We start from the raw sequence: 26018 nt of genomic DNA on the forward strand, positions 1-26018 counted from the left end.
TACTTGCGATTGATCTCAAGTACTAGATACAGCCCTGGTGGCGGCCGGTCAGCCGTCGACGTGATCGGTGAACAACTCATGGCCGGTGCCCTTTTCGACCACGCGGCCCAGCAGTTCGCGCAGCGTCTGCTGCTCCTGCTCGGTCAGCACGCCGAACACCTCCTGATGCGCGGCGATCGCGTCGTTGACGACGGTTTCGGCGACCTTGCGGCCCTCTCCGGTCAGGTGGGCCTGCAGGATGCGCGCGTGCTGGGGGTCCCGTTTTCTTTCCACCAGCCCGCGGCGTTCCAGTGCGGTGAGCGCGAGCTGGACACCCTGCGGGCTGATCAGCAGGCGGCGCGCCAGCTCGGCGCCGGACAGGCCGGGCTCGTTGGCCAGCTGGCGCAGCACACCGATCTGGGCGGTGCTCACGCCGTGTTCCCGCATCGCCTCGTTGATGGTGGTCAGCGAATAGTAGAAAGCCTGCTTGAGCAACCACAGGATGTTGTCGGTGAGTTCCATGCCTGCCTCCTGCTAGGCCGCAGGGGTTTTGTAGATCTGTCCATTCTTCATGACGAAGCGGACGTCGAGGGTGGCGGCGATGTCGTCGAACGGGTTGCCGGGCACCGCGATGATGTCGGCGAGGTAGCCGGGCGCCAGCCTGCCCAGCTCGTCGTCGGCCTCGATCAGCTCGGCGGCCACCACGGTCGCCGCCCGGATCGCCTGGGCGGGGGTCATGCCCCGCTGCACCAGCGCGCCCAGTTCCTTGGCGTTCTGGCCGTGCGGGATGGCCGGCGCATCGGTGCCGCAGGCGATCCGGACGCCGGCCTCGATCGCCTTGGGCAGCATGGCCTTTGCCCGCGGGAAAACCTCGAGCGCCTTCTTGCGCAGTTCCGGCGCGATGCGGTCGATGGCCATGGCGTCGGTCAGGTAGGTGGTCGACACCAGGAACGTGCCGTGATCGACCATCATCTGGATGGTCTCGTCGCTGGCCAGAAAGCCATGTTCGATGCAGTCGATGCCCGCACGGATGCAGGCCTGGATTGCGCTGTCCCCCACCGCATGTGCGGCCACCCGGACACCGGCCCGGTGGGCCTCGTCGGCGATCGCGGCGAATTCGGCGTCGGAGTACTGCTGCGCCCCGGGCGCGGTGCTGTGCGACATCACCCCGCCGGAGGCGGACACCTTGATCAGCTTGGCGCCGTGCCGGATCTGGTAACGCACGCAGGCGATTACGTCGGGCACCCCGTTGGCGATGCCCTCGGCCACCGACAGCGGCATGATCCCGGGGGCCAGCCGCTGAAACACCGTCGGGTCCAGATGCCCGCCGTACGGGGTGACGGCATGGCCGGCCGGATAGATCCGGGGCCCGGCGTGCCAGCCCGCGTCGACGGCGCGTTGCAGCGCGACGTCGAGCAGATATCCCCCGGTCTTGACCATCAGCCCGAGGTTGCGCACGGTGGTGAACCCGGCCTCCAAGGTGGTGCGCGCGTTGACCGCCCCGCGCAGGGTGCGGTAGGCGGGGTCGTCCTGCACGCCGTGCATCGGCGACGGCAGACCCTCCGGCCCACCCGGCCCGCCGATGAGCAGGTTGAGTTCCATGTCCATCAGGCCGGGCAGCAGCGTGGTGTCCCCGAGGTCGACGGTGGTGGCCGAATCCGGCAGCGGCCCTTCGGGGTTCATCGCCGAGATGCGTTCGTCGTCGACCACGATCACCGCCGGTGCGTGGATCTTTCCGGTCACCACGTCCGCCCATCGGGCCGCCCGCAGCACGGTGGTCATGGCACGGGCTCGGATACGCAGTCCAGGGTCGAGGCGCCCGAATCGGGGACGCGGGGCTGTTTCCAGCACTCCACCGGGAAGGACACCATGATCATCGAATAGAGCATGTGCATCAGGTTCAGCACATCGTCGGGCAGGTCGTCGAGGGAGAACTTGTCGCAGAACGCCAGCGCCTCCTCGGCCCGCGGGGTGATCGCGTCGTAGAAGGCCTTCATCTCCGTCATGGAGCTGGCCAGCCTCTTGGCGTAGCGTTCGGGCTCGCTGGGCAGGCACCAGTCGGCGAACGGTTCGAGGTCGGCGAACTCGGCGGGCAGCATCGACATCGTGTTCACACTCCCGCGGTGGACATCCGGCGATAGTCGTCGATCCACGCCGCGGTCTCCTTGTGCAGGTGACGCAGCAGGATCTCCTGGTCGTTGAGCACGAACTTGTCGACCACCCGCGATTCGAGCATGGTCTGGGTGGCCTCCAGGGTGTTGGCGTCCTGCAGCCCGTATTCCTTGAACGACACCGCCGCCAGTTCCTGGGCCACCCGCTCGCGCGGGGTGCGCGGCGCCGGGAAGTACAGCGTGCCCTCGAAGACGTGGCTGTGATACGACGTCGGCCAGTAGTGGTAGGTCAGGTACCAACCCTGGCCCCAGAACAGGATGACGAAGTTGGGGAACAGCTGGAACGAATCCAGGCCCCACGGATCGCATTTCGCGGGGTTGAGCCCGTCGGGCATCGGCCCCAGATCGGGCTTGTCCCACGGCCCGAACAGTCCGCTGCGGCAGATGTCCTCGATCGGCTTGCGCATCTCCGGCGACATCTCCCAGGCCCGCACCCCCGAGGTGCTGACCAGCCGGTGCGGACCGTCCAGCCGGTAGTGCGGCGCCTCGAAACCGGCCTCGGCGGCGGCTTTCGAGTAGGCGGTCGGCGACTGGTTCGCGTGCAGCACGGGCGCGTGATAGAACTCCTGGAACGCGTCCATGTAGAGCTTCCAGTTCGCCTTGACCTCCGACCGGTAACACCAGCGCGACGTCATCTTGTCGAACGGGTAGCCCTCGAGGGCGGTGATCATCGGCCCCAGGAACTCCCGCAGCGACTGTTCCGGTGTCTTGGCGAAGTTGACGAAGACGAAACCCTCCCACACGTCACAGTGCACCGGCACCAGCCCGTAGCGGCTCTTGTCCAGGTCGAAGAACTCCTCCTCCTGCTGCACGAAGGTGAGGTTGCCGTCCAGGTCGTAGCGCCAGGCATGGTATTTGCAGGTGAACTGCCGGCACACGCCCCGCGTTTCCTCCAGCGGCATGTCGTTCCACACCAGCTTGTTGCCCCGGTGCCGGCACACGTTGTGGAACGCCTTGATCTCTCCGGATCCGTTGCGGACCAAGATGATTGAGGTGTTGACGACCTTCAGTTCCCGGGTGAGGTAGCTGCCCTTGCGTGGAAGTTGTTCCACCCGAGCCACATTGAGCCAGGCCCGTTTGAAGATGGCCTCACGCTCCAGCTCGTACACCTCGGGGCTGATCGAGTCCTCGTAGGACACCGGCGCGGTGCCCAGCTCGGGGTAATGCTGTGTCCAGCTGCCCTCCGGCGGTTTGGGAAATCGCGCCATGCTCGCTCCTTCAGCAGTCCGACCTCACCGGAACCCCGGGCGCCGCCCGCGCGAAACAACCAGCTGCGCACCGGTTTCACCGGTCCCGCGGAGCTCCGTCACGGGCGACGGTATATCCTCGACCCGTCATTAGCAAGTAGTTGATATTGGCCCGGGAGGCGCGGATGGACCACGACGCCGCAGTGCGAACCGACGGACACGGCCGGCGCGCCGACGTCATCCGCGTCATCTCGCCGCACACCGAGCGGCCCGTCGCCGAGGTCGATGCGGCGACACCGTCCGACGTCGACGCGGCGGTGGCCGCGGCGCGAGCGGCGTTCGACGCTGGAACGTGGAGCCGCGGCGGGCCGTCACACCGCATCGCCGCGATCCGCCGGCTGGCCGACATCTACGACCGGCGACGCGCCGAGATGGCCGAGACCATCACCGCCGAGATCGGCGCCCCGATAAGCTTCGCCCGGCGTGCCCAGGTGGGCCTGCCCGCCTTCATGATCCGCGCGTTCTGCGACCTGGCCGAGCGCCATCCCTGGCAGGAGACCAGGCCGGGCTTCTTCGGGAGCGACGTGTACGTGCGCAGGGAACCCGTCGGCGTTGTCGCGGCGATCGTGCCGTGGAACATGCCGCAGTTCCTCATCGTCACCAAACTCATCCCGGCCCTGCTGGCCGGCTGCACCGTCGTGCTCAAGCCGGCACCCGAAAGTCCTTTGGACGCACTGCTTTTAGCCGAGATGATCTCCGAGGCCGACCTGCCGCCCGGCGCGGTCAGCGTGCTGCCCGGCGACGCCGCGCTGGGCGCCTACCTCGCCGGGCACCGCGGGGTGGACAAGGTGTCCTTCACCGGCTCGACGGCCGCCGGGCGCGCCGTCGCCGCGGCCTGCGCGGCCAACCTCACCAAGGTCAGTCTGGAACTGGGCGGCAAGTCCGCCGCCCTGGTGCTCGACGATGCGCCGCCGGACAAGGTGGCCGCCGGGGTGCGCGCGGCCAGCCTGTCCAACAGCGGCCAGATCTGCAATGCGCTGACCCGAGTGCTGGTTCCCCAAGCGCGCCATGACGATTACGTCGACGCGCTCGCCGCCCACATGGGCGGCCTGCGAGTCGGCGACCCCGCCGACCCGGACACCGACCTCGGCCCGCTGGTGTCGCGCCGCCAGCAGCAGCGGGTCCGCGACTACATCCGGATCGGCCAGCAGGAGGGGGCGCGGTTGGTGGTCGGCGGTGCGGATATGCCCGACGGGCTCGACCGCGGCTGGTATGTCCGGCCCACCCTGTTCGCCGCCGCCGGCAACGCCATGCGCATCGCACGCGAAGAGATCTTCGGTCCGGTCATCACCGTCATCCCATACCGCGACGACGACGAGGCGGTGGCGATCGCCAACGACTCCGATTACGGCCTGGCCGGGTCGGTGTGGAGCGACGACACCGACCGCGCGCTGGCGCTGGCCACCCGGATTCACACCGGCACCGTCGGCGTCAACCAGGGCTACACCATGGACCCGTTCGCGCCGTTCGGCGGTGTCAAGGCCAGCGGCTACGGCCGCGAGCTGGGGCCCGAGGGGCTCGACGGCTACCTCGACACGAAATCGATCGCGGTCGCGCCGAGCGGCTAGCGAGCCTCGCTCGCCACGTGGACGGCGACATAACCGATCGGGATGCCGGTCCAGGTGGCGATGCACTCCCGGGCGGCCACCTCGACCGTGGCCCGGCTGGCGGCGCGGGCGACCCTGCCCAACTCGGGGATCCGGATCATCCATCCGTCGGCGTCACGAGTGACTTCGATGTCGAAGCACTGGCCGACCATCGGGCACTTCAGGCGGGGAGCGACCCGCTGTCGGCGGGCACTGCGCAGTGCTTGTCGGCGCAGCAATGTGGGCTGAACAGGCATGGCTGCTTTCCTGAGTCGCGGACGAACCGCCGGAAAGAGTAATGCTCTTCGCGGTGAAAACCTAATCGGCGGTCTCGCGGTATAGTGATGTAAGTCACACATCGCCCGCGCTCTGTTACAGGCGTCACACCGGAGGAGATTTCATGGTTGGCGTGGATCGCTCTCGTAAGGCCGTCATCGCCCCCCGTGCCGGTGCGGCTGTCAATTCACATCGCGTGCTCGTCGCCTTCCTGACCGTCACGGTCCTGATCAGTGCAATCGTGGGCGCCATCGCGGCCGCGGCCATGGGGCAACCCACCGCCGCGCTGCTCATCGCGCTGGTGGCCGGCGGGTGGTTCTCGGCCGCAGTCCTCTGCTAGCCGTCGTCTGACTCCGTCGCGGCCGTCGTCGAGATTGCCGTCGGACTCAGTCCTCTTGGTAGCTCCACCTGCGCAGTCGTTCCGCGATCTCGTCCAGACTGGTCAATGCACCGGTAGCGACTCCGATCACGAAGTCGAAGCGCTCATCCTCCGGCGCTTCAATCCAGTGCGCATTGATGGCCAGGAAGGTCCGGCAGGCCGTCCAAGCGAGTCGCTTGTTGCCGTCCACCAGCGCGTGATTCCGGGCCAGGGAGTGCAGCAGTGCGGCGGCCTTCACATGCAGATCCGGGTAGGCATCCCGGCCGAACGCCGAGGCGCGAGGCCGTGCCAGAGCCGATTCAAGCAAGCCGTAGTCCGCGACCACGACATTGGTCCCGACGGCCGCGCGGGCAATGTCTAGCAAGTCTTCGAGGTTCAGGAACTCGGTCACGCGTCCTTAAGACGCTCCAAAACCCCGGCCTCCTCGCGGACGACCCGTTGCAGCGCCGCGGCAACCTTAGTCTTGTGCGCTCGTCGGGCGATGTATTCGTCGATGGCCGATAACGCAACAGCCTGCATCGAGCGCCCTTCGGCCGTGGCCTGCCGGCGCAGCGCTTCTGCCTGCTGCTCGCTGGGGCGCAAGGTCATTCCCATGAGGAGCGATGATACCAGAGTGATACCACCGTGGGCGCGCAAAAATCGGCACAGACGAATGCGAAAAAACTAATGCCGGAATCAAAGTGGGTGGAGCTAAGGGGACTCGAACCCCTGACCCCCACACTGCCAGTGTGGTGCGCTACCAGCTGCGCCATAGCCCCGAGAAGTCGTGCCCATCGAAGCTACACCACCGGTAACCGTCCTTCAAAGTTGCTGTTCACACCGGCTCGACGTCCGACTCGCCGCCATCAGATCGGCCTCCAGCTCCGTCGCCGTCCGCGTTTCCGGCGCCATCACCCAGCCGACGGCGGCGATCAGCAGGACCACCCCGCTGATGAAAAAGCCCCAGCCGTAGCCGATCTGCTCGGCCGCCCAGCCCACCGCCATGGACCCGACGATGGCGCCCAGGTCCGACATCATCTGCACGGTGGCCACCGGCAGGCCGGCGCGCGCCTCGTTGCCGAGGATGTCGGCGACGGCGGCCTGCAGCGGCGACATGTAGATCCCGGTGACCACGCCGACCACGCCGGCCGCCACCAGGAACACCGGCAGCGACGCGACAAAACCCAGCCAGACCGTCGCCGCCCCGGACGTCACCAGCCCGACGATCAACAACGTCCGCCGCCCCATCCGATCCGACAGGTAGCCACTGGGCACCACCGCCAGCGCGTTGCCGCCGGCGAACGCGGCGAGCACCACGCCGATGGTGCCGATACCCCGACCCATGACGTCGGAGACGAACAGCGGGACGAGTGCCATGCGCAGCCCGAAGGCCGACCAGCCGGTCGCGAAATTGGACAGCAGCGCTGACTGGTACGCGCGCACCCGCAGCGCTTCGCGCATCGTGACCGTCGATCGCGTCGGGGGTGGCGGTGCGGCCAGCGCGGAATTGCGCAGGCCGAGGAACAGCACCAGCGCCACACCCAACATCGCGACGCCGTACACGACGAACGGGGCGGTCAACCCCCACCCCGCCGCCAGGCCGCCGACCGCCGGACCGCCGACCGCGCCCACCATGAACGAGGTGGTGAACAGTCCCGCGATCCGGCCACGCGCGTCGGCAGGGCTGATGTGGATCATCAGCCCCAGCGCCGAGACGTAGAACATCGTCGACCCGACGCCGCTGAACACCCGGCACAGCATCAACTGCCAATACGCCTGGGAAAAGGCGCACGCGGCGGTGGACACCGCCACGATCAGCAAACCCCCGATATAGATTCGCCGCTCCCCCAATCGTTCGGTGAGCAGCCCGCTGATCGGCGCAAAACACAACCGGCTCAACGAAAAGACGGTGACCAGGAAAGTCACCGCCTTGATGCTCACCCCGAAGCTGCGCGCAAAGGTCGGCAGCGCCGGCGAGATGACCCCGTAGCCCAAGGCGACCATGACGTTCGCCCAGCTCAGGATCCAGACTTCGCGCGGCAGCGGACCGGGACGCGGCGCACGCTCCCCCAAGCGCGCAGGACGGAGGGAAAAAGTCACCCGATGACTTTATTAACCACCTCGCGCGCGGTTTCCTGCACCTCGGCCAAATGCTGCGGCCCGTTGAAGGATTCGGCATAAATCTTGTAGACGTCCTCGGTGCCGGACGGCCGCGCGGCAAACCAGGCATTGGCCGTCGTCACCTTCAATCCACCCAGCGGGGCGCCATTGCCCGGCGCCGCGGTCAGCTTCGCGGTGATCGGCTCCCCGGCCAACTCGGTCGCGGTCACCTGCTCGGCGGAGAGCTTCGACAACCGGGCCTTCTGGTCGCGGTCGGCGGGCGCGTCGACCCGCGCGTAGCACGGCGTCCCGTACTGCGCGGTGAGCCGCTGATAACGCTGGGACGGAGTCGATCCGGTGACCGCCAGGATCTCCGAGGCCAGCAACGCCAGGATGATGCCGTCCTTGTCGGTGGTCCACACCGAGCCGTCGCGCCGCAGGAACGACGCCCCGGCCGACTCCTCGCCGCCGAATCCGAGGGTGCCGCCGATCAGTCCGTCGACGAACCACTTGAAGCCGACGGGCACTTCGATCAGCTTGCGGCCGAGGCCGGCCACCACCCGGTCGATCATCGACGAGCTCACCGCGGTCTTGCCGACGGCGATGCCGCCCGGCCAGGACGGCCGCTGGGTGTAGAGGTATTCGATGGCCACGGCCAGGTAGTGGTTCGGGTTCAGCAGGCCCCCGTCGGGGGTGACGATGCCGTGCCGGTCGGAGTCGGCGTCGTTGCCGGTGGCGATCTGGAAGCGGCCGGGGTCGGCGGTCACCGTCCGGATCAGGCCCGCCATCGCATCCGGCGAGCTGCAGTCCATCCGGATCTTGCCGTCGTGGTCGAGCGTCATGAACCGCCACGTCGCGTCGACCAGCGGATTGACCACGGTCAGGTCCAGGTTGTGCCGCTCGGCGATCTCGCCCCAGTAGTCCACGCTCGCCCCGCCCAGCGGGTCGGCGCCGATCCGCACGCCGGCCGACCGGATGGCGTCGATGTCGACCACGTTGGGCAGGTCGTCCACGTAGTTGCCGAGGTAGTCGTGGCGTTGCGCGGCCCGCCGGGCCCGGGCCAGCGGCACCCGCTTGACGCCGGCGCCGTCGCGCAGAATCTCGTTGGCGCGCTTGGCAATTGCGTTGGTGACGTCCGAGTCGGCGGGCCCGCCGTTGGGCGGGTTGTATTTGAAGCCGCCATCCGAGGGCGGATTGTGCGAGGGCGTGACGACGATGCCGTCGGCCAGCGCCTCGGTGCGGCCGCGGTTGTAGCTCAGGATGGCGTGGCTGACCGCCGGGGTGGGCGTATAGCGGTCGCGGGAGTCGATCATGACGACGACGTCGTTCGCGGCCAGCACCTCCAGCGCCGATACCCAGGCCGGCTCCGACAGGCCGTGCGTGTCCCGGCCGATGAACAACGGGCCGGAAATGCCGTGCGCGGCGCGGTACTCGACGATGGCCTGGGTGATCGCCAGGATGTGCGCCTCGTTGAACGCCCCGGCCAGCGCCGAACCTCGATGACCCGACGTGCCGAACGCCACCTGCTGGGCGACGTCGCCGGGATCGGGCTGAATCGAGTAATAGGCCGTCACCAGGTGGGGCAGGTCGACAAGGTCTTCGGGTTGGGCCGGCTGACCGGCGCGAGAGTTGGCCACCATGATTTCCAATTCTGCCCGTCTCCGTGTCGCCCCGGCGGCGCCGGTGTTGCGAGCCCCCATACGCTGCATAGCGCAGCGGCGAACGAAGGGAATTCACGCCAGTGGCGCAACACGACTACCGCGAGTTGGCCGCGGTGTTCGCCGGCGGGGCGCTGGGTTCGCTGGCTCGCGCCGCGCTGAGCGCGCTGGCGGCGGGCGACCCGGCGAGCTGGCCGTGGCCGACGTTCACGGTCAACATCGTCGGCGCCTTCCTGGTGGGTTACTTCACCACCCGGTTGCTGGAGCGATTGCCGACGTCGAGCTACCGGCGCCCGCTGCTGGGCACCGGATTCTGTGGCGGACTCACCACGTTCTCCACGATGCAGGTCGAGACGCTGACCATGCTCGAACACCATTACTGGGGCCTGGCGGCCGGCTACACCCTGACCAGCATCGCGGCCGGGTTGTTGGCCGTGCACCTGGCGACCAAACTGGTGCGCCGGGTCCGGGTGCGCCGATGACGACGGCCGCGGTCTGGGTCGGCGTCGCGCTCATCGGCGGCGTCGGATCGGTGCTGCGATTCGTCGTCGACGGTGCGGTGGCGCGCCGGGTGTCGCGGCCGTTTCCGCTCGGCACCCTCGTCGTGAACCTCAGCGGCGCAGCGCTTCTCGGCTTCCTGGGCGGCCTGGCGCTGAGCAGGGAGGCGGCGCTGTTGGCCGGCACCGCGTTCGTCGGCGCCTACACCACCTTTTCGACCTGGATGCTGGAGACGCAGCGCCTGGGCGAGGAGCGTCAGCTGCGCGCGGCGCTGGCCAACGTCGTGGTCAGCGTCGTGCTCGGTGGGGCGGCGGCGTTCATCGGACAGCAGCTGGCCCAGTTGGTGTGAGCGCGCGCCGTCAGGCGTCGCGGCGCCGGGGCACGTCGTCGGGGGTCCGTGGCAGCACGTAGAGCGCCATGCGCCGGTTGGCCATGTCATGCTCGCCGAGAAACGTGCACCCGCTGCGTTCACAGAACTTGCGCGCCAACACATTACGGTGGTCGGGATCGAACATGATCCGCCGGCAGCGCGGATCGAGCGAAAACAGGCTGACCACCAGATGCGGCAGCAGATAGCTGACATGGCCGCGCTCGATGTGGTCCAGATCCGCCACCGCGACGTGCAACCCCAGATCATGCGGGTGGTGCTCATATCGAGTGGCGATGGAATCCTTTGCCGCCCGGTACAATTCGAGATACGCGCGGTCCACCCCGTCCAGCGTGGCGATCAGCGGGCGAGAGAACTCCCCGTCCAGCTGGGCCCGCAGATAACGCCGCCACCGGGCCAGCGGCCAGTTGGACTCCCAGGCCTGCACCAGATGCGGGCGGCTCATCCACTCGCACACCGTCTCCGCGTCGGCATCGGGGTCGACGACCCGCAACCCGTAGGGCTGCGGCAATGCCGGAACGGGCGGCGCCGGGACACCGCGAATCGCCTCGGGAAGATCGGTCAACTCCCGCGGCAGAATGGGCTCGACGCCGCTCATCCGCCCGACCGTTGCCCGCGCTCAGCCGCTTTTCAGCAGCTCGGCCAGCACGGCCGCCTGGCTGATGTCCAGGTCGCGGGTCGCGGTGACCAGGGTGACCGAGCCGCGCTTGGCGAGCGCGCGCAGCTCGTCGAGCGCCGGGTTGCCCCGCAGTTCGCTCTTGTATCGCGACGTGAATTCGTCGAACCGCTCCGGTTCGTGGTGGTACCACTCGCGCAGCTGCTTGGACGGTGCGACGTCCTTGCACCAGATGCCCACCCGCGGATCGTCCTTGCGCACGCCACGCGGCCAGATCCGATCGACCAGCACACGCTGTCCCTCGTCGGGACCGACCTTGTCATAGACCCGCGCCACCTGGATCCGCCTGCCGGCGCTCATCCATCCAGGCTAGCGACGGGCGGGCGTCAGCGGAACCTGCTAAGGTCGAACACGTGTTCGAATCACGGATGGCGGTCGACCCGGCGGCCGGCGAATCGGCGCTGATAGAGCGCATCTCCGAGCTGGAGACGCTCAAGTGCGCCGCCGCCGCGGCCCAGGCCCGGGCGGCGGCCGCACTGGACGCGGCGCGCCGAGCGGCCGAAGCGGCCGCCGGGGTGCCCGCCGCGCGCCGCGGACGCGGGGTGGCCAGCGAGGTCGCGCTGGCGCGGCGGGATTCGCCGGCGCGCGGCGGTCGGCATCTGGGCTTCGCCAAGGCCCTGGTGCACGAAATGCCGCACACGCTGGCGGCGCTGGAGTGCGGGGCGCTCTCCGAATGGCGGGCCACACTGATCGTGCGCGAGAGCGCCTGCCTGGACGCCGAGGACCGTCGCGCCCTGGATGCGGAGCTGTGCGCCGACCCGGCGGGCCTGAGCGGCATGGGCGACGCGCGGGTGGCCGCGGCCGCCAAGGCGATCGCCTACCGGCTCGATCCGCATGCCGTCGTGGAGCGGGCGGCCAAGGCGGAGAACGACCGCACGGTCACCATCCGGCCCGCGCCCGACACGATGACGTACCTGACCGCGTTATTGCCCGTGGCCCAAGGGGTTTCGGTGTATGCCGCGCTGCGCCGCGAGGCCGACACCCGCGGCGACGGGCGCCCGCGCGGACAGGTCATGGCCGACACCCTGGTGGAAAGGGTCACCGGCCGCCGCGCGACGGTGCCCACCTCGGTCGCGGTCAACCTGGTGCTGTCCGACGAAACGCTGCTCGGCGGTGCGGATGCGCCGGGCGAGATCAGTGGCTACGGCCCGATTCCCGCGGCGGTCGCCCGCCGCATGGTCGCCAACGCGGCCGCCGACCCGAGGTCGCGGGCCACCCTGCGCCGGCTCTACGCGCACCCGCGGGCCGGGGCGCTGGTGGCCATGGAGTCGCGGGCGCGCCTGTTCCCGCAGGGGCTGGCGCGGTTCATCGGGCTACGCGATCAGCGCTGCCGCACCCCGTACTGCGACGCGCCGATCCGGCACCGCGACCACGCACAGCCGTGGGCCGACGGTGGCGCGACCAGCGCCGGCAACGGCCTGGGGCTGTGCGAGCACTGCAACTACGTCAAGGAAACCTCCGGCTGGACGGTGAGCGCCGGCGTTGACGAAACCCACACCCACACAGCGCTTTTCACGACGCCCACCGGCCAGACCTACCGGTCGACGGCCCCGCCGCGGGCTCCCGCGATCACGATGAGCACGGTCGAAGTCCGCGTCGCCGTCGCGTTCGCACGACATGCCGCCTGACGCCTCAGTAGTGGTAGGTGTCCGACGGCGCGGGTGAGTGGTCGCGTTCTTCCTCGTCGATGTCCAGCGCCTCGATGCCGTACGCGCGAGCCAGCTCGAGGATCTTGGTGGCCCGGGCGATGCGGGGCAGGTCGGAGCCGTTGCGGATCTCTCCCCCGTCACGCTCGAACTCGGCGAAAAACTCTTTCGCCCAAGCTATTTCGTCCTGCGACGGCGACAGGCCCTCGTTGACGACGGAACATTGGTCCGGGGTCAGGCAGATCTTGCCGGTCATCCCGAATTGGGTGGACACCGCGGTGGCCTCGATCAGCTTCAGCGGATTGGAGCCGATGGTCGGCCCGTCGATCGCACTGGGCAGGTCGGCGGCCTTGGAGGCGATGGTGAAGCGGGAACGAGTGTAGGCGAGCGTGGCCGGGTCCTCCCCGAAACCGGTGTCGCGGCGGAAGTCACCGATGCCGAAGGCGAGCCGGAAGGTGCCCTTGGTGGCGGCGATCTCGGTGATGCGCTCCAGGCCCCGGGCCGTTTCGACCAGGGCGACGATCGGCACGTCGGGCAGCCGCTTCGCCGTCTCGGTGACGTGGTCGACCGATTCGACCATCGCCAGCATGACCCCGCCGACCGGTGTGCCGGCCAGGGCGGTCAGGTCGTCCGCCCACCAGGGGGTGCCGAAACCGTTGATGCGCACGCAGTCGACGTTGCCGGCGCGCAGCCAGCTCACCACGTTGTCGCGGGCGGCGTTCTTGTCCTTGGGCGCGACGGCGTCCTCGATGTCGAAGACCACGATGTCAGCGCGGGAGTCCACCGCGGACTGGAACCGGTCGGGATGCGTGCCGTTGACCAGGAGCCAACTCCGGGCCAGGACCGGGTCGATGCGGGAGCCGATGTCGTCGGGCTCGGCGGCGCTGCTGTTGACCTGTTCGTACATTTCGGCTGATCTGTCGTCTCTGTGTGTTCCGGACGGGCGTGTTGTCCCTAACCGTAGCGAGTATCCCGGACCCGTGGTTTCAGTTACCCCGCCCAGTCGCCACTCGAGGTCACTTATGGCAGCGCACCACGAGCCGCCAAGACCGCCGCCAAGGATGAAACCGGCTGTGCGCCAACGCGATACGCGCCACCGTTTAGCGATTCGGCCGGCGGGTATGCCTGGGCCAGCCGCATGCAGCCCGAACGTGCGTATCCCACTCTGCCGGACACAGGAGGTATCGGCGATGGCCGACATGATTGTCAAATCGCCCGACGAAGTCGTCGCGTTCCTGAAAGCACAGCACAACCTCATCGAGGACATGTTCGACCAGGTGCTGCACGCGACCGATCCCAAAGCGCGCGAAGAGCCGTTCGCGACGCTGCGCCAATTGCTGGCGGTGCACGAAACCGCCGAGGAAATGCTCGTGCATCCGCGGGCACGCAAGGAGGCCGATGCCGGCGACGCGGTCGTCGACGCCCGCTTGCACGAAGAGCACAGCGCCAAGGAACTGCTGTCGGCGATCGAAAAGCTGGACAGCACCACGGACCAGTTCCTCGACGAGGTGACGAAGTTGCGAGAAGCCGTGCTCGAGCACGCCACCCGGGAGGAAAACGAGGAATTCCCGGCCCTGCAGCGCCTCGACAGCGACGACCTCAAGCGGATGGGCACCGCGGTGCGCGCCGCAGAGGCGATCGCCCCGACCCACCCGCATCCCGGTGTGGAATCGGCGACGCTGAATTTCGCGGTCGGCCCGTTCGCCTCGATGCTCGATCGCGCCCGCGACCTGATCGGCCGGGCCAGCGGTTAGCCCGGGGCGGCCCGAGTTTCCGTACCCTCGGTGAGATGAGCGTCGCACCGGAGACCACCGTTGCCCTGCAGGACCGGTTTTTCCGCGAATTACCGGAACTGGCGGTCCGCTGGCAGGCCGAGACCTTCCCCGAGCTGCGGCTGCTGGCGCTCAACGAACCCCTGGCCACCCAGCTTGGCCTCGACACCGGCTGGTTGCGCGGTCCCGACGGGCTGCGGTTCCTGACCGGAAACCTGGTGCCCACCGGCGCTGCCCCGGTCGCCCAGGCCTACGCCGGGCATCAGTTCGGCGGCTTCGTCCCCCGGCTCGGCGACGGGCGCGCCCTGCTGCTCGGTGAGCTGGTCGACGACGAGGGTCGGCTGCGTGACATCCACCTCAAGGGATCCGGTGCGACGCCGTTCGCCCGGGGTGGCGACGGACTGGCCGCGGTGGGCCCGATGCTGCGCGAATACGTCGTCAGCGAGGCGATGCACGCGCTGGGCGTGCCGACCACCCGATCGCTGGCCGTGGTCGGCACCGGGCGCCCGGTGTACCGGGAGGCCACGCTGCCGGGCGCGGTTCTGGCCCGGGTGGCCGGCAGTCACCTGCGGGTGGGCAGCTTCCAATACGCAGCCGCGACCGGCAACAGGGACCTGCTGCGCCGGCTGGCCGACCACGCGATCGCCCGCCACCATCCCGGCGCCGCGGACGCCGAGCAGCCCTACCTGGCCCTGTTCGAGGCCGTCGTCGCGGCCCAGGCGTCGCTGATCGCCCAGTGGATGCTGATCGGGTTCGTGCACGGCGTGATGAACACCGACAACATGACCATCTCCGGGGAAACGATCGACTACGGGCCGTGCGCGTTCATGGAGGCCTACGACCCCGACACGGTGTTCAGCTCCATCGATTTCTGGGGCCGCTACGCCTACGGCAACCAGCCGGTCATCGCCGGATGGAACCTCGCCCGCTTCGCCGAGACCCTGCTGCCGCTGTTCTCGGAGAACACCGAGGAGGCGATCGCGCTCGCCGAGCGGTCGTTCGGCGTCTTCCAGACCCGTTATGACGCGGTGTGGGCCGCCGGGATGCGGGCCAAACTCGGCCTGCCCGCGCAGGTCGACGCGGAATTCGCGGCGGCGTTGATCGACGAACTGCTGGCCCTGCTCAAGGCCAACCACGTCGACTACACGTCCTTCTTCCGCCAGCTCGGCCGGGCGGCGCGCGGCGACGACAGGTCGGCCGCCGAACCGGCCCGCGAAATGTTCATGGACCTGCCCGGCTTCGACGCGTGGTTGGCGCGCTGGCGGGCGCTGGGTCCCGACGCCGACGCGATGGATCGCGTCAACCCGATCTACATTCCGCGCAACCATCTGGTCGAGGAGGCGCTCGCCGCGGCGACCGACGGCGACCTCGACCCGCTCGACCAGCTGCTCGCCGCGGTGACGGCGCCCTACACCGAACGCCCGGGCTTCGAGCGCTACGCCAGCCCCGCCCCCGAGGACTTCGGGAAGTACCAAACCTTCTGCGGCACTTGAGGTTACGTTAGCCGGTTTCTTCGGCCACGACCCGGGCTGGCCGGCGCTTGGCCGGGCGTACCGCGCCCCACAACCCGGTCGCGATCCCGACGGTGGCCCCGCCCAGGCCGATGATCTTCTGCGACGCCTGCAGCTGGTCGTGCACGCTCAGCCCGCCGACCAGGTCGGACACGTCCGCGCCGGCGGAGGCCAGGAACCAGCCGCGGGTGTTCTTGCCGCGCAGCGCCGACCAGGCGAGCAGCGCACCGATCAACGCGTCGCGATAACCCATGGACCGCAACAACAGTCGCGCGGTGGGCGTCGGCTCCTCGGGATCGCCCCACAACTTGTTGGCGCGCAGCGGATCGACGAGGAAGGAGACGCCGGAGGCCAGCCGGATGGTGCCCGCAAGAAGGCCGAATCGGTCGATGGACATGGTGTGTCAGCCTAGGAGCAAACGGTGCCGTCGCGCACGTGTTCGGAGCGAAAGTCGGCTACGGCGTAGGGCACGCGTCGGCGATTTGCAGCGACGCCGGCCACAACGCCGTGGCCACCCCGAAGGCCGCGACGTCGGCGCCGGCGGGCCACACCGCCTCGATCCGCGCCTGGATTCGGTGGGTCTGATCGGCGTGAAAAACGGTCCACGCGAAGCCGATACACAGGTAGGGGATCGCCAGCCACACCGCCAACTCGATGAGCGCGCCGACGCTGATCTGGTGTCGCAGCACGCGCCGCACCGGGTCCATCGCATTGTCGATCCGCGCCATGACCGCACTCCCCGCTACCGCAGCACCAGCTTCGAAGCGTAATCGACGACGGCGTCGAGATCACCGCCCAAATGACCGGCCAGCCACTGCTGGGCAAGCTCGGCCATGGCGCCGGTGTACATGGCCGCGGCCACCTCGGCGGCCACCGGATCGGAGCGCGGATTCAGACGCCAGCCCTCGCTCAGCACCCCCTGGCGCAACATGTCCTGGGTGGCGCGGCGCCGGGCTGCCAGCACCGGGTTGGTGCGGGCATCGGTGAACAGCACCCGGCCGCGGCGCGGATCGGCCGAGGAGAAGCCCAGCACCGCCGCGATGCCGGCCCGGGTCCGGGCGCGCAGCGAATCCCCGGCCTGCTCGATGGCGGCCGCGATCACTTCTTCGAGTTGCTCGCTGACCCGGTCGTAGACCGCGCCGAGCAGGTCGTCGGTATCGCGGAAGCTTTCGTAGAAGTACCGGGTGTTCAACCCGCACTCCCGGCACACCGAGCGCACCGAGACGGCCGCCTCTCCCTCGCTGCCGAACAGCCGATACGCGGCCTCGACCAGCAGCGCACGTCGCTCGGCGCGGCGGTCCTTGAGCGGTACACCGGCCCACCGGCTGGGGCTGGACATCCCTACAGCCTAAGTCGACATCGCCCCGGTCTTGTCACACCCGTAGCCAGAAACATATTCTGGTCACAGCCGTGACCAAAGTTTGAGGGAGTGCGCTGTGTTCCTGCCACACCAGATCATCGGGCAGCTGATCAACAAGCAGTTGGACGACAACATGCGGCGGTATTTCTTCCGCGGCATGGAGTTCGCGGCGCCCGTTGGCGATCCGGGCTGGTTCGGTCCGGACAGCGCCGTGTGGCGGGTGCATTCGCACCTGCCGGCCTTGATCTTCGGCCTGCAGTGTGCGGCCTTCATGGAAACCCTCGACCCGTCGATCTACTGGATGGGCATGCATCACTCGCGACTGATCAAGCGGGACAGCAACGGCAACCCGGTGTCCCACGTGCCGGTCATCGATCCCGAGGGTGCGGCGACCCGGCTGGGCCACTCGGTGGCGTTCTTCATCGGCACCGCCTACGGGTCGACCGAAACCGCCGAACGGCTGGCGAAATCCGTGCGGGCGATGCACCACACCATCAAGGGCACTCGCCCGGACGGGGCCCGCTACGACGCCGACGATCCCGAATGGCTGCGCTGGAACTACGCGACGGTCGTCTGGGGCATCGCCACCGCGCACGAGCTGTATCACCCAATGCCGTTGCGCGGCAAGGCACTCGACCGCTATTACGGCGAGTTCGTCCGCGTCGGGCACGCGCTGGGAGGCACCGATCTGCCCGCCACCAAGGCCGAGACACTCGAGTGCCTGGAATCCTACTTGCCGAAACTGGCTGTCACGCATGGCAAAGCGATGGGCACGGGCCCCAACGTGGCCATGCCGCAGGCCGCCGTCGACTGGGCCATCCGCGACACCATGCCGAAATGGGCCAAGCAGATGTTGCAGCACCGCGACTGCAACATCATCGAGCGCACCGCCCGTCGCAGTGCGGTGTGGGCGATCATCAACGGCATCCATGCCGCGTCGGGCCCGGCCCCGGAGTTCCGGCAGGCTCAGGCCCGGGTCAGGGGTGGCACCACCGTCCCGCACACGGTGCCGAGCTACGTGCTGGGCACCGACCAGGTGCGCAGCCGCGCCGAGGTCGAGCGCAGCTTCCAATCGGTGTAGCGCCGGCAGCTAGCCCGGCCCGACCCGCTGCCCCAGATGCTGCGGACAGTAGGCACTGGCCGCGATCATGGTGAACTGGGCGGCGCCGTCCACCGTGAACCCCGGATTGCTCGACGACACGTTCTTGATGACCTCGACCTGAGGGCTGCCCTGGTCCATCAGCTCGCACGCCCGTTTGCCCACTTCAATGGCGGTCGCCGGGTTCTGGTAGGTGATGCCGGCCTGGTTGAGCGCGGCCAGGAAGCTGGCGTCGGATCCCGTGGTGCCGGCCGGATCGGCGTGCGCCGGCGCGGCCATCCCGGCCAGCACGGCGAAGCCGGCGAGCAGCGCAAGCATTCGCATCGCTTCATCCTCGTACAGACGGGCCGCCGACGCATCCCGGCCCCCGGCTGGGGTGTGGTACACAGTCGTATGCCCGCGCTGCTGACCCCCGGCCAGACGTGCTGGCGCACGGCGCGCGCCGATCGGTTCGCCGCCATCATCGACGCGGCCGACTACTTCCGGCACGTCAAGGCGGCGATGCTGCGCGCCCGCCATCGAATCATGCTGGTCGGCTGGGACTTCGACTCCCGCGTGACCTTCGAACGCGGCGACAAGACACTGCCCGGCCCAAACCAGTTGGGCGCCTTCCTTTTCTGGATGGTGCGCAAACGCCCCGCCCTGCAGATCCACCTGCTGAAGTCCAACCTGCGCCTGCTTCCGGCGCTCGACGGCCTGTGGTTCGGGCTCACCCCGGTGTCGCTGCTGAACCAGATCAGCAGCAGGCGAATGCACTTCGCCATCGACGGCGCCCACCCGGTCGGCTCGGTGCATCATCAGAAGATCGTCGTCGTCGACGATGCGGTGGCGTTCTGCGGCGGTATCGATCTGACCCTCGACCGGTGGGACACCCGCGCGCACGAGCACACCAGCCGGCGCCGCCGCACAGCCGGGCGCGGCTACGGGCCGCGGCACGACGTCGGGGTGGCGGTCGACGGCGCGGCGGCACGGGCGCTCGGCGAGCAAGCCCGCACCCGGTGGCAGACCGCCACCAAGCAATCGCTGTCACCGGTCACCGCCAAACACAGCGCGTGGCCCAGCAAGCTGCGGCCGACCCTGCGCAACGTCGACGTCGGAATCGCGCTCACCCTGCCGGATCTCGACGATCGGCCCGAGGTGCGCCAGGTCGAGGCGCTCAACCTGGCCGCCATCGCGGCAGCCCGCGATACCATCTATGTGGAAAACCAATACCTGGCGTCGCGAACCATTGCCCAGGCACTGGCGCAGCGGCTGCGCGAGGAACACGGCCCGCAGATCGTCATCGTGCTCGCGCGCAAAGGCAACAACCCGCTGGAACGCGGAACCATGGACAGCGCACGCCACCGCCTGATCCGACTGCTGTGGGACGCCGACGAGCACCATCGCCTCGGTGTCTACTGGCCGGTGACCGACGGCGGTGCGCCGATCTACATCCACTCGAAGGTGCTGGCGGTCGACGATCGGCTGTTGCGCATCGGCTCGTCGAATTTCAACAACCGGTCGATGGGGTTCGACAGCGAATGCGACGTGGCCATCGAGGCGCGCGGCTCGCAGCACGACGACGTGCGGCGCGAAATCACCTCGGTGCGAAACGAATTGGTGGCCGAGCATCTCGGTGTACCGGTCGCCACCCTGCAGGAGGCGATCGCCGATCGCGGGTCGCTGCTGGCCGCTGTCGAGGAACTTCGCGGCGACGGCAAGACGTTGCGGCCGTTCACCGAGCGCACCGTGGCCAACGAGGCCGGCCCGCTGGCCGAAAGCGAGCTGATGGACCCCGACCACGTTCCCCGGTCGCTGACGCGCAGCGTGCAGCGGCTCATCACCGGCCGGCGGGGCTGACCCGCGGCGATTCGGGTGGGGGTCGGGCCGAACCCGGCCTACTGTGGACAGCAGCGCCGGCGGACTAAGGACGAGCAACATGAGCATCGACGACGAATCCGTGACCACGCTGGAGGACCTCAGGGGCGATCTGGCGCAACGGTACAAGCGGACGCCGACCGGCGGGAGTTCGGTGGACAGCGCGATCGTCGGGACCGACATGGCCGCACTCGACCGCGACGGCTACGTCATCTGGGAGAACCTGCTCAGCACCGAGCAGTGCGCGCAGATTCGCGAGACCGTGCGGCCCTGGCTCGGGCACACCGGGCGCAACTCGTTCGAGGGCCGGCGCACCCAGCGCGTCTACAGCGTGCTGAGCCGCACCCGAGTGTGTGATCGGCTGGTCGACCATGCCCGGGTGCTCGCGGTGCTCGACCGGTTGCTGATGCCCAACTATCTGCTTTCGGCGTTGCAGGCCATCAACATTCAGCCCGGCGAGGCCGCGCAGCTGGCGCACCACGACGACGGCTTCTACCCGGTTCCGCGGCCGCGGGCCCCGTTGGCGGCGGCCACCATCTGGGCGATCGACGAGTTCACCGCCGACAACGGCGCCACCGTGCTCTACCCGGGCAGCCACCGCTGGGGCAAGCGCCGGCCGGGCCCGGACGACGAGGCGATACCCGTCGTGATGCCCGCGGGTTCGTGCGTCTTGTTCGTCGGGACGTTGTGGCACGGCGGCGGCGCCAACACCACCGACCGCGATCGCCTCGCCGTCACCGCCCAGTACTGCCAACCGTGGCTGCGGCCGATGGAGGCCTTCACCCTGTCGGTGCCGCGCGACATCGCGCGGACGGTCTCCGACGACATTCGCCGCATGCTGGGCTACAGCATCCACCCGCCGTTCGTCGGCGCGGTCGACGGCCTGCATCCATTGCGGCTGCTTGAAATGGAGCCGGACGCATAGCTTTTGGGTCTTCAGCGCTACGGCGGGGCGGCGCCGTAAAGGTGTAGGGCCCGGGCGGCGGCGGTGGCCACGTCACCGCGCAGATTCGAGATCGGCGGGCTGCCCCGCAGGTGGATCGAGTTGGACAGCAGGATCACGTAGGTGTCCGAGCCCGGGTCCATCCACAGCGTGGTTCCGGTGAATCCGGTGTTGCCGAAGCTGCCGATGGGAAAGACGCGTCCCCGCGGCCTGGAGTAGCCGGTGTCGATGTCCCAGCCGAACCCGAACAGGTTTTGCCCCTTGATCGCCGGATAGTTCGGCGTGCCTGACCGGGCGGCACGGTTGGCCGCTTCCAGTTGTCGGGGGTCATGGCCCGGTTGCTGCGGGGTCGTCATCAGCTCGACAGTGTCCTGCTGCAGTGGAAAGTCACTCGGGCGCCCGGCCAGCCGATCCAGCAGGGCCTGCGCATAGACGCCGACGTCGTGCGCCGTGGAGAACACGCCGGCGTTGCCGGCCACGCCGCCCATCCGGCGGGCCGTCGGGTCGTGCACCGTACCCCGCAGCAGGGCATAGTAATCCGGGTTCTTGCTCGGGTCGTCCCTGCTTTCCTCGTCACGTGCAGTCGGCGCGATGCGCGGCAAAAGTGTTGTGCGCCAAGTCCATTCGGGGCACTCCGTCGTCGGCTCGCCGTTCGGCGCCCAGGCGATCGCGGCTCCCCGGATGATGTGGGGGCCGCACGCCTTGGCCGGCGGAAGATACCGGGTGTCGTGCATGCCGAGCGGCCCGAACACGTGGTGCGGCACGTAGTCGTCCTCGTCCTCGCCGGTGATCTTCTCGAGCAGCGCGCCGAGCAGCAGGTAATTGATGTCGGAGTAGCGGAACTCCCCGGCGGGTGCCGACTGTAGCGGCGTGGTGAGCGCGCGATGGATGCCCTCTGCCTTGTCGGGTCCAGCCAGCCCCCACGGATCCCGCAGGCTGACGTCGATGCCCTCTCCCGAGGTGTTCGTCAGCAGCATGCGAATCGTGACCTTCGCGCGCTGGGGATCGTTCGTGGTGTTGAAGTCGGGCAGATACTTCTGCACGGGATCGTCGAACGCGACCTTGCCCTGTTCGTAAAGCTGCATCACCGCCACCGCGGTGGCCAGGCACTTGGTCAGCGACGCCAGGTCGAAGATCGTGTCCTCGGTCATCGGCTCCGCGGGTGCGGGCGCCCCGTCCAGCCCGGGTTCGCCGGCGAGCTTGCGCGACCCGTACGCCTGGTGGAAGACCACCTTGCCGCCGTGGCCGACCATCACCACGGCGCCCGGCAGCCCGCGCGCGGCGATCGCGTCGTTCACCGGCTTGGAGATGGTTGTGAAATCTTCTGCGGGAGAAGTCGATTCGGGAACCAGCGACGCATGTGGCGTCATCGACGCCGGCGGGGCCTCGCTCGGCGAGGTATGCACCACACGGCCGGTCGAGGAAGCCGCCACCAGGGTGAGCAAGATGGTTGCCAGGACGAGGACATTTCGCACCGATGGGTGACCGGGCATGAGGCAAGCGTAGGTCGCGGTGGGCGCGGCAGCACAGGGCGGAAACAAGCGCGCGGGCGCACCGTCGCTGCTGCCCGGCGGACGCTGGGCGGCGGTGCTGGCGGGCGCGGTCATGCTGGCGCAGTGCACCGCTTCGTCGGCCGCCGCCGACCCGACGGTCCGGCCGGTGACCGCCGCCGAACTGGGCGCGAGCTGGCACCCGGGCTGCCCGGTGGAACCCGGGCAACTGCGACGGGTCGACGTCGACCACATCGGTTTCGACGGCCAAACCCACCGGGGCGAGCTGATCGTGCACCAAGACCTGGCGCCGCAGGTCGTCACGATCTTCGCTCGGCTGTACCGGCTGGGCTTTCCCATCGAGAAGATCCGCACGGTCGATCACTACCGCGACGCGGACGACGAGCTGTCCATGGAGGACGACAACACCTCGGCGTTCAATTGCCGGGGCATTCCGGGCAGCGACCGCTGGTCGCAGCATGCCTACGGCCGGGCGATCGACCTCAACCCGCGTCTCAACCCGTGCCTGTACCCCACCGGCGCCTTCCAACCGCAGAACGCCGGGGACTTTCTGGACCGCGACCGCACCGACCCGGGCCTGCTCCACGACGGCGACCCGGCCGTGCGCGCCTTCACCGACAGCGGGTGGCGCTGGGGTGGACAGTGGACGGCGCCCGTCGACTACCAGCATTTCGAGCGGCCCTGAAGCAGCCTCGGTAGCCTGGGTTCGATATGTCGCGCTCCATTGACGTCTCGACCGAGTCGCCCGCCAGCGTCGAGCAGATCCACGCGGCGTTCGGTCGCGAGGACTATTGGCTGGCACGGATCGCTCCCGCCGCCGCCACTACCACGTTGGACTCGCTGGTGGTCGACGGCGACGGCACGGTGACGGTGCGCGTCACCCAGCACCTCGGTCGTCAGTTGTTGCCGGGCGCGGTGGCCAAATTCGTTCGCGGTGACGTCAAGATCGTGCAGACCGAGACGTGGCGACGAGACGGTGACGGCCAGGTGCGCGGCCAGGTCGACGTCTCGGCGTCCGGCGGATTGGGGTCGGGTCGCGCGGAAAGCTGGCTGGAGCCGGCCGAAGACGGGGGCTCGCGATTGCGTTCCGCCGTGCGCGTCGAGGTCAAAATCCCTTTGGTGGGCCGCAAACTCGAGAAGACCATCGGCGCCGATCTGGCCAAGGGTATTCCCGAGATGCTGCGCTTCACCACCACCTGGATCGACGAGAACGCGTGACGCCCCGGCAATGAGATTTGCGCTCGCGACCATGGGAACCCGCGGGGATGTCGAGCCGTTCGCCACGATCGGCCGGGAGCTGCAGCGTCGGGGTCACGAGGTACGGATGGCGGTGCCGCCCAACTACATTCGCTTCGTCGAGTCGGCGGGGCTTTCCGCGGTTCCCCACGGCCCGGACCAGGTCAAGCAGAACGAGGACATCGTCCGCAAATACGGCACTGCGCCGAACCCGATGTTTCTGGCGTGGGTGATTTCGGAGGATCTCAAGCGGCTCTGGCCCTCGTTGGGCACCGCGCTGACGTCGCTGGCCGATGGGGCCGACTTGCTGTTGACCGACACGAGCGAGCACGGCCTGGCCGCCAATGTCGCTGAGTACTACGACATTCCGGCGGCCACACTGCACTATTACCCCAGCGGTGGGGCCGCGCAGTTGACCCAGGAAGCCGAATCCGCCCAGCGCCGGGCGCTGGGCCTGTCGGGGGCGACCGCACCGGCGGCGCGACGGCCGATGGAGCTGCAGGCCTACGACGAATTCTTCTTTCCCGGGCTGGCGGCCGAATGGGCGCATTGCGAGGTCCGACGCCCTTTCGTCGGTGCGCTGACGCTGGCGTTGCCGACCGAGGCCGACGACGAGGTGCTGTCCTGGATCGCTGCGGGGTCGCCGCCGATCTACTTCGGCTTCGGCAGCAGCGCACGGGTCGCATCGCCGGGTGATGTGATCGCAATGATCACCAGCGCGTGCGCCGAGCTGGGCGAGCGGGCGCTGATTTGCAGCGGCGTCAGCGATCTCACCCAGATCCCGACCGGCGACCACGTCAAGGCGGTGAGCGCGGTGAACCACTCGACCGTGTTTCCCGCGTGCCGCGCGGTCGTCCACCACGGCGGTCCCGGCACCACATTCGCGGCGATACGGGCGGGAGTGCCCAGCCTGGTGCTCGCCGTCTCGGTCGACCAACCGCTGTGGGCCGCGGTGATCAATCAGCTGGAAGTCGGCATCGGACGGCATTTCTCGGAGACGACCCCGGATTCGCTGGTGGCGGATCTGCAGTCGGTCCTCGATCCCCGTTACGTCGCCCGTACCCGTGCGGTGGCCGCGCGGATGAGAACACCCGCCGAAAGCGCGTCGGCAGCGGCCGATGTCTTGGAAGACGCAGCGCGCCAAGGTTCTTGCGGCTGACCGCTCAGCGATCGAGGGGGCGAAGCTGCGCCTCGGAGATGCTCCGATAGGAGGGGAACTCGAAGTCGGGGAAGGCGCAGATGTCACCGCGACCACGGACCTGTTCCAACCAGTAATGCTGGTCGGCCGGCGACGCGCAGGCGTAGAGCTTCATGTACGTCGCCGCGAACGGGAACAAGACACCGTTGCCGACAGCCTGCCAGACGGCCGCGGCGACGCCGGGGGTTTCGACGCCCCGGTAATCGTCCAGCACGACCACGCCCCGGTCGGCCGTGTGTCTCACGGCCAGCTCGATGTCATGGGCGACGCACGGGTAGGCGTGGCAGCCGTCGATGTGGGCCAGGCGCACGGCGCGCTCTCCCAGGTCGAGCTGCGATGATTCGCAGACCTCGATGATCGGCCGGCGAGTGTGGAAGCGGTCCCAGTTGGCCAGGAACTGCTGTTGGTCCAAGCCCGAGTATTGGTCGCGTGGGCTCGGCGACCCGTGGGTGTGGTCCACCACCGCTTCGAACAAATCGCAGATCACCAGTTCTTCGTCGTCGCGGAGACCGTAGCCCATCAGGATGGCCGACTTGCCTTGGTAGGTGCCGATTTCCAGCATGTCGCCGCTGATCCCCTCGGCCGTCTGGCGAGCGAGCAGATGACTGAAGAGCTCGACGTCGGCCTCGAAGAACCAGCCGTCGACCTTGTCCACCTTCTCGGCATAGGCGGTCCACAGGGGATCCGTCATGACCCGCTCCTGCGCATGAACTCCTCCGCGGCGATCGGCAGGCCGAGCATATCGACATCGACTTGCCGGGCGACCCGCGGCTGGAAGTGGTGCGTGAGGACACCGTGTGCGGTGCGCAGCAGCTTCCGGATGAGACCTGACTTTTATCACTGTCGGCGATCCGACGGTTGTGTAGGGCTGTGACCTGTGTCTTCGGTTGTGGCCTGGTGCGGATTTGTGCACTAGCCGGTGGGCCGTAGGGTGCCTGCGTGGCCTAT

General features: G+C 68.6%; 31 protein-coding genes and 1 tRNA gene. 13 read left to right on the forward strand and 19 right to left on the reverse strand.

Going from position 1 to position 26018, the window contains the following annotated elements; translation table 11 throughout:
* Positions 1–48: 48 nt before the first annotated feature.
* Genes H7I87_RS02525 through H7I87_RS02540 form a run of 4 tightly spaced genes read right to left on the reverse strand, consistent with a single transcriptional unit; the run spans position 49 to position 3358 of the window.
* Positions 49–501, reverse strand: a complete 453-nt coding sequence (locus H7I87_RS02525) for a MarR family winged helix-turn-helix transcriptional regulator (RefSeq protein WP_009978373.1) — start codon at positions 499–501, stop codon at positions 49–51.
* 12 nt (positions 502–513) lie between these two features.
* Positions 514–1761, reverse strand: coding sequence for a metal-dependent hydrolase family protein (locus H7I87_RS02530; RefSeq protein WP_019732974.1), 1248 nt, complete (start codon positions 1759–1761; stop codon positions 514–516).
* Entirely contained in the window at positions 1758–2093 is a 336-nt protein-coding gene (locus H7I87_RS02535) for a hypothetical protein (RefSeq protein WP_011725782.1), read from the reverse strand. The genes H7I87_RS02530 and H7I87_RS02535 overlap by 4 nt, the downstream gene beginning before the upstream one ends.
* Positions 2090–3358, reverse strand: coding sequence for an aromatic ring-hydroxylating oxygenase subunit alpha (locus H7I87_RS02540; RefSeq protein ID WP_011725783.1), 1269 nt, complete (start codon positions 3356–3358; stop codon positions 2090–2092). The genes H7I87_RS02535 and H7I87_RS02540 overlap by 4 nt, the downstream gene beginning before the upstream one ends.
* A 164-nt stretch (positions 3359–3522) precedes the next feature.
* On the opposite strand from H7I87_RS02540, the gene H7I87_RS02545 reads away from it, so the two are divergent.
* On the forward strand, positions 3523–4965 hold the full coding sequence (locus H7I87_RS02545; RefSeq protein WP_011725784.1) for an aldehyde dehydrogenase: 1443 nt from the start codon (positions 3523–3525) through the stop codon (positions 4963–4965).
* Here H7I87_RS02545 and H7I87_RS02550 read toward each other — a convergent pair.
* Complete coding sequence (locus H7I87_RS02550) at positions 4962–5156, reverse strand: hypothetical protein (RefSeq protein WP_011725785.1); 195 nt, start codon at positions 5154–5156, stop codon at positions 4962–4964. The genes H7I87_RS02545 and H7I87_RS02550 overlap by 4 nt on opposite strands.
* A 227-nt stretch (positions 5157–5383) precedes the next feature.
* On the opposite strand from H7I87_RS02550, the gene H7I87_RS02555 reads away from it, so the two are divergent.
* Positions 5384–5599, forward strand: a complete 216-nt coding sequence (locus H7I87_RS02555) for a hypothetical protein (protein WP_003874885.1) — start codon at positions 5384–5386, stop codon at positions 5597–5599.
* Between the two features lie 46 nt (positions 5600–5645).
* Here H7I87_RS02555 and H7I87_RS02560 read toward each other — a convergent pair whose 3' ends face one another.
* The 5 genes from H7I87_RS02560 to pgm form a co-directional block, all read right to left on the reverse strand.
* Positions 5646–6029, reverse strand: coding sequence for a type II toxin-antitoxin system death-on-curing family toxin (locus H7I87_RS02560; RefSeq protein WP_009978380.1), 384 nt, complete (start codon positions 6027–6029; stop codon positions 5646–5648).
* Positions 6026–6232 (reverse strand): hypothetical protein, encoded by a 207-nt coding sequence (locus tag H7I87_RS02565; RefSeq protein WP_009978381.1) that lies wholly within the window; start codon positions 6230–6232, stop codon positions 6026–6028. The genes H7I87_RS02560 and H7I87_RS02565 overlap by 4 nt, the downstream gene beginning before the upstream one ends.
* A 91-nt stretch (positions 6233–6323) precedes the next feature.
* A tRNA-Ala gene (locus H7I87_RS02570) sits at positions 6324–6396 on the reverse strand.
* A gap of 43 nt (positions 6397–6439) precedes the next feature.
* Positions 6440–7621: an MFS transporter gene (locus H7I87_RS02575; RefSeq protein ID WP_011725787.1), complete on the reverse strand. Its 1182-nt coding sequence runs from the start codon at positions 7619–7621 to the stop codon at positions 6440–6442.
* A gap of 92 nt (positions 7622–7713) precedes the next feature.
* The gene (gene pgm, locus H7I87_RS02580; protein WP_019732970.1) at positions 7714–9357 is read right to left on the reverse strand and encodes a phosphoglucomutase (alpha-D-glucose-1,6-bisphosphate-dependent); all 1644 of its coding nucleotides are present in this window, start codon (positions 9355–9357) and stop codon (positions 7714–7716) included.
* 101 nt (positions 9358–9458) lie between these two features.
* Here pgm and crcB (H7I87_RS02585) point away from each other — a divergent pair, with 101 nt between their 5' ends.
* Both crcB (H7I87_RS02585) and crcB (H7I87_RS02590) read left to right on the forward strand, forming a co-directional pair.
* A complete protein-coding gene (gene crcB, locus H7I87_RS02585) occupies positions 9459–9857 on the forward strand; it encodes a fluoride efflux transporter CrcB (protein WP_011725788.1) in 399 nt (132 codons plus the stop codon).
* On the forward strand, positions 9854–10222 hold the full coding sequence (gene crcB / locus H7I87_RS02590; protein WP_011725789.1) for a fluoride efflux transporter CrcB: 369 nt from the start codon (positions 9854–9856) through the stop codon (positions 10220–10222). The genes crcB (H7I87_RS02585) and crcB (H7I87_RS02590) overlap by 4 nt, the downstream gene beginning before the upstream one ends.
* Positions 10223–10232: 10 nt before the next feature.
* On the opposite strand, the gene H7I87_RS02595 is transcribed toward crcB (H7I87_RS02590), so the two are convergent.
* Both H7I87_RS02595 and H7I87_RS02600 read right to left on the reverse strand, forming a co-directional pair.
* Complete coding sequence (locus H7I87_RS02595; protein WP_011725790.1) at positions 10233–10859, reverse strand: GNAT family N-acetyltransferase; 627 nt, start codon at positions 10857–10859, stop codon at positions 10233–10235.
* Positions 10860–10880: 21 nt separating this feature from the next.
* Positions 10881–11237: a DUF488 domain-containing protein gene (locus tag H7I87_RS02600; RefSeq protein WP_009978389.1), complete on the reverse strand. Its 357-nt coding sequence runs from the start codon at positions 11235–11237 to the stop codon at positions 10881–10883.
* 53 nt (positions 11238–11290) lie between these two features.
* Between H7I87_RS02600 and H7I87_RS02605 the strand changes: the two genes are divergently transcribed.
* A complete protein-coding gene (locus H7I87_RS02605) occupies positions 11291–12565 on the forward strand; it encodes an HNH endonuclease (RefSeq protein ID WP_063967052.1) in 1275 nt (424 codons plus the stop codon).
* Positions 12566–12569: 4 nt separating this feature from the next.
* Here the strand turns inward: H7I87_RS02605 and H7I87_RS02610 are convergent, their stop codons facing one another.
* The gene (locus H7I87_RS02610; protein ID WP_063967051.1) at positions 12570–13490 is read right to left on the reverse strand and encodes an HpcH/HpaI aldolase/citrate lyase family protein; all 921 of its coding nucleotides are present in this window, start codon (positions 13488–13490) and stop codon (positions 12570–12572) included.
* A 283-nt stretch (positions 13491–13773) separates the two neighbouring features.
* Between H7I87_RS02610 and H7I87_RS02615 the strand changes: the two genes are divergently transcribed.
* Together H7I87_RS02615 and H7I87_RS02620 are read left to right on the forward strand one after the other, a co-directional pair.
* Entirely contained in the window at positions 13774–14337 is a 564-nt protein-coding gene (locus H7I87_RS02615) for a hemerythrin domain-containing protein (protein WP_023881363.1), read from the forward strand.
* A gap of 35 nt (positions 14338–14372) precedes the next feature.
* The gene (locus H7I87_RS02620) at positions 14373–15848 is read left to right on the forward strand and encodes a protein adenylyltransferase SelO (RefSeq protein WP_011725793.1); all 1476 of its coding nucleotides are present in this window, start codon (positions 14373–14375) and stop codon (positions 15846–15848) included.
* A 7-nt stretch (positions 15849–15855) separates the two neighbouring features.
* On the opposite strand, the gene H7I87_RS02625 is transcribed toward H7I87_RS02620, so the two are convergent.
* The 3 genes from H7I87_RS02625 to H7I87_RS02635 are packed head-to-tail and all read right to left on the reverse strand — an operon-like array spanning position 15856 to position 17205.
* Complete coding sequence (locus tag H7I87_RS02625; RefSeq protein ID WP_023881364.1) at positions 15856–16263, reverse strand: DUF4267 domain-containing protein; 408 nt, start codon at positions 16261–16263, stop codon at positions 15856–15858.
* A gap of 58 nt (positions 16264–16321) precedes the next feature.
* On the reverse strand, positions 16322–16594 hold the full coding sequence (locus tag H7I87_RS02630) for a hypothetical protein (RefSeq protein ID WP_003874869.1): 273 nt from the start codon (positions 16592–16594) through the stop codon (positions 16322–16324).
* 14 nt (positions 16595–16608) lie between these two features.
* The gene (locus H7I87_RS02635) at positions 16609–17205 is read right to left on the reverse strand and encodes a TetR/AcrR family transcriptional regulator (protein WP_009978399.1); all 597 of its coding nucleotides are present in this window, start codon (positions 17203–17205) and stop codon (positions 16609–16611) included.
* Between the two features lie 97 nt (positions 17206–17302).
* Between H7I87_RS02635 and H7I87_RS02640 the strand changes: the two genes are divergently transcribed.
* Positions 17303–18307 carry an oxygenase MpaB family protein gene (locus tag H7I87_RS02640; protein ID WP_019684413.1) on the forward strand — a complete coding sequence of 335 codons (1005 nt, stop codon included), beginning with the start codon at positions 17303–17305 and terminating at the stop codon, positions 18305–18307.
* Between the two features lie 9 nt (positions 18308–18316).
* Here H7I87_RS02640 and H7I87_RS02645 read toward each other — a convergent pair whose 3' ends face one another.
* Positions 18317–18649 carry a DUF732 domain-containing protein gene (locus tag H7I87_RS02645; RefSeq protein WP_033715299.1) on the reverse strand — a complete coding sequence of 111 codons (333 nt, stop codon included), beginning with the start codon at positions 18647–18649 and terminating at the stop codon, positions 18317–18319.
* A gap of 69 nt (positions 18650–18718) precedes the next feature.
* Between H7I87_RS02645 and H7I87_RS02650 the strand changes: the two genes are divergently transcribed.
* Both H7I87_RS02650 and H7I87_RS02655 read left to right on the forward strand, forming a co-directional pair.
* Positions 18719–20164, forward strand: a complete 1446-nt coding sequence (locus H7I87_RS02650) for a phospholipase D-like domain-containing protein (protein ID WP_033727209.1) — start codon at positions 18719–18721, stop codon at positions 20162–20164.
* Positions 20165–20243: 79 nt separating this feature from the next.
* A complete protein-coding gene (locus H7I87_RS02655; protein WP_009978405.1) occupies positions 20244–21107 on the forward strand; it encodes a phytanoyl-CoA dioxygenase family protein in 864 nt (287 codons plus the stop codon).
* A gap of 17 nt (positions 21108–21124) precedes the next feature.
* Here H7I87_RS02655 and H7I87_RS02660 read toward each other — a convergent pair whose 3' ends face one another.
* Entirely contained in the window at positions 21125–22618 is a 1494-nt protein-coding gene (locus H7I87_RS02660) for a serine hydrolase domain-containing protein (RefSeq protein ID WP_033727210.1), read from the reverse strand.
* Between the two features lie 19 nt (positions 22619–22637).
* Here H7I87_RS02660 and H7I87_RS02665 point away from each other — a divergent pair, with 19 nt between their 5' ends.
* Genes H7I87_RS02665 through H7I87_RS02675 form a run of 3 tightly spaced genes read left to right on the forward strand, consistent with a single transcriptional unit; the run spans position 22638 to position 25031 of the window.
* On the forward strand, positions 22638–23321 hold the full coding sequence (locus H7I87_RS02665) for a M15 family metallopeptidase (protein WP_023861022.1): 684 nt from the start codon (positions 22638–22640) through the stop codon (positions 23319–23321).
* Between the two features lie 26 nt (positions 23322–23347).
* Positions 23348–23854 (forward strand): DUF2505 domain-containing protein, encoded by a 507-nt coding sequence (locus H7I87_RS02670; protein ID WP_011725800.1) that lies wholly within the window; start codon positions 23348–23350, stop codon positions 23852–23854.
* A gap of 10 nt (positions 23855–23864) precedes the next feature.
* Positions 23865–25031 (forward strand): glycosyltransferase, encoded by a 1167-nt coding sequence (locus H7I87_RS02675; protein WP_023861021.1) that lies wholly within the window; start codon positions 23865–23867, stop codon positions 25029–25031.
* Between the two features lie 4 nt (positions 25032–25035).
* Here H7I87_RS02675 and H7I87_RS02680 read toward each other — a convergent pair whose 3' ends face one another.
* Entirely contained in the window at positions 25036–25761 is a 726-nt protein-coding gene (locus H7I87_RS02680) for a class I SAM-dependent methyltransferase (RefSeq protein WP_033727211.1), read from the reverse strand.
* Positions 25762–26018: the final 257 nt, after the last annotated feature.

Origin of the sequence: Mycobacterium timonense, from assembly GCF_025821985.1 — a bacterium.
GTDB classification, from domain to species: domain Bacteria; phylum Actinomycetota; class Actinomycetes; order Mycobacteriales; family Mycobacteriaceae; genus Mycobacterium; species Mycobacterium avium.

What these genes read in the sequence shown, in the direction of transcription:
- H7I87_RS02525 (WP_009978373.1), bottom strand. Translation starts at nt 501, where the DNA reads ATGGAACTCACCGACAACATCCTGTGGTTGCTCAAGCAGGCTTTCTAC.
- H7I87_RS02530 (WP_019732974.1), bottom strand. Translation starts at nt 1,761, where the DNA reads ATGACCACCGTGCTGCGGGCGGCCCGATGGGCGGACGTGGTGACCGGA.
- H7I87_RS02540 (WP_011725783.1), bottom strand. Translation starts at nt 3,358, where the DNA reads ATGGCGCGATTTCCCAAACCGCCGGAGGGCAGCTGGACACAGCATTAC.
- H7I87_RS02545 (WP_011725784.1), top strand. Translation starts at nt 3,523, where the DNA reads ATGGACCACGACGCCGCAGTGCGAACCGACGGACACGGCCGGCGCGCC.
- H7I87_RS02550 (WP_011725785.1), bottom strand. Translation starts at nt 5,156, where the DNA reads ATGGTCGGCCAGTGCTTCGACATCGAAGTCACTCGTGACGCCGACGGA.
- H7I87_RS02555 (WP_003874885.1), top strand. Translation starts at nt 5,384, where the DNA reads ATGGTTGGCGTGGATCGCTCTCGTAAGGCCGTCATCGCCCCCCGTGCC.
- H7I87_RS02565 (WP_009978381.1), bottom strand. Translation starts at nt 6,232, where the DNA reads ATGGGAATGACCTTGCGCCCCAGCGAGCAGCAGGCAGAAGCGCTGCGC.
- H7I87_RS02575 (WP_011725787.1), bottom strand. Translation starts at nt 7,621, where the DNA reads ATGGTCGCCTTGGGCTACGGGGTCATCTCGCCGGCGCTGCCGACCTTT.
- pgm (WP_019732970.1), bottom strand. Translation starts at nt 9,357, where the DNA reads ATGGTGGCCAACTCTCGCGCCGGTCAGCCGGCCCAACCCGAAGACCTT.
- crcB (WP_011725789.1), top strand. Translation starts at nt 9,854, where the DNA reads ATGACGACGGCCGCGGTCTGGGTCGGCGTCGCGCTCATCGGCGGCGTC.
- H7I87_RS02595 (WP_011725790.1), bottom strand. Translation starts at nt 10,859, where the DNA reads ATGAGCGGCGTCGAGCCCATTCTGCCGCGGGAGTTGACCGATCTTCCC.
- H7I87_RS02600 (WP_009978389.1), bottom strand. Translation starts at nt 11,237, where the DNA reads ATGAGCGCCGGCAGGCGGATCCAGGTGGCGCGGGTCTATGACAAGGTC.
- H7I87_RS02610 (WP_063967051.1), bottom strand. Translation starts at nt 13,490, where the DNA reads ATGTACGAACAGGTCAACAGCAGCGCCGCCGAGCCCGACGACATCGGC.
- H7I87_RS02615 (WP_023881363.1), top strand. Translation starts at nt 13,774, where the DNA reads ATGGCCGACATGATTGTCAAATCGCCCGACGAAGTCGTCGCGTTCCTG.
- H7I87_RS02620 (WP_011725793.1), top strand. Translation starts at nt 14,373, where the DNA reads ATGAGCGTCGCACCGGAGACCACCGTTGCCCTGCAGGACCGGTTTTTC.
- H7I87_RS02625 (WP_023881364.1), bottom strand. Translation starts at nt 16,263, where the DNA reads ATGTCCATCGACCGATTCGGCCTTCTTGCGGGCACCATCCGGCTGGCC.
- H7I87_RS02630 (WP_003874869.1), bottom strand. Translation starts at nt 16,594, where the DNA reads ATGGCGCGGATCGACAATGCGATGGACCCGGTGCGGCGCGTGCTGCGA.
- H7I87_RS02635 (WP_009978399.1), bottom strand. Translation starts at nt 17,205, where the DNA reads ATGTCCAGCCCCAGCCGGTGGGCCGGTGTACCGCTCAAGGACCGCCGC.
- H7I87_RS02645 (WP_033715299.1), bottom strand. Translation starts at nt 18,649, where the DNA reads ATGCGAATGCTTGCGCTGCTCGCCGGCTTCGCCGTGCTGGCCGGGATG.
- H7I87_RS02650 (WP_033727209.1), top strand. Translation starts at nt 18,719, where the DNA reads ATGCCCGCGCTGCTGACCCCCGGCCAGACGTGCTGGCGCACGGCGCGC.
- H7I87_RS02655 (WP_009978405.1), top strand. Translation starts at nt 20,244, where the DNA reads ATGAGCATCGACGACGAATCCGTGACCACGCTGGAGGACCTCAGGGGC.
- H7I87_RS02660 (WP_033727210.1), bottom strand. Translation starts at nt 22,618, where the DNA reads ATGCCCGGTCACCCATCGGTGCGAAATGTCCTCGTCCTGGCAACCATC.
- H7I87_RS02670 (WP_011725800.1), top strand. Translation starts at nt 23,348, where the DNA reads ATGTCGCGCTCCATTGACGTCTCGACCGAGTCGCCCGCCAGCGTCGAG.
- H7I87_RS02675 (WP_023861021.1), top strand. Translation starts at nt 23,865, where the DNA reads ATGAGATTTGCGCTCGCGACCATGGGAACCCGCGGGGATGTCGAGCCG.
- H7I87_RS02680 (WP_033727211.1), bottom strand. Translation starts at nt 25,761, where the DNA reads ATGACGGATCCCCTGTGGACCGCCTATGCCGAGAAGGTGGACAAGGTC.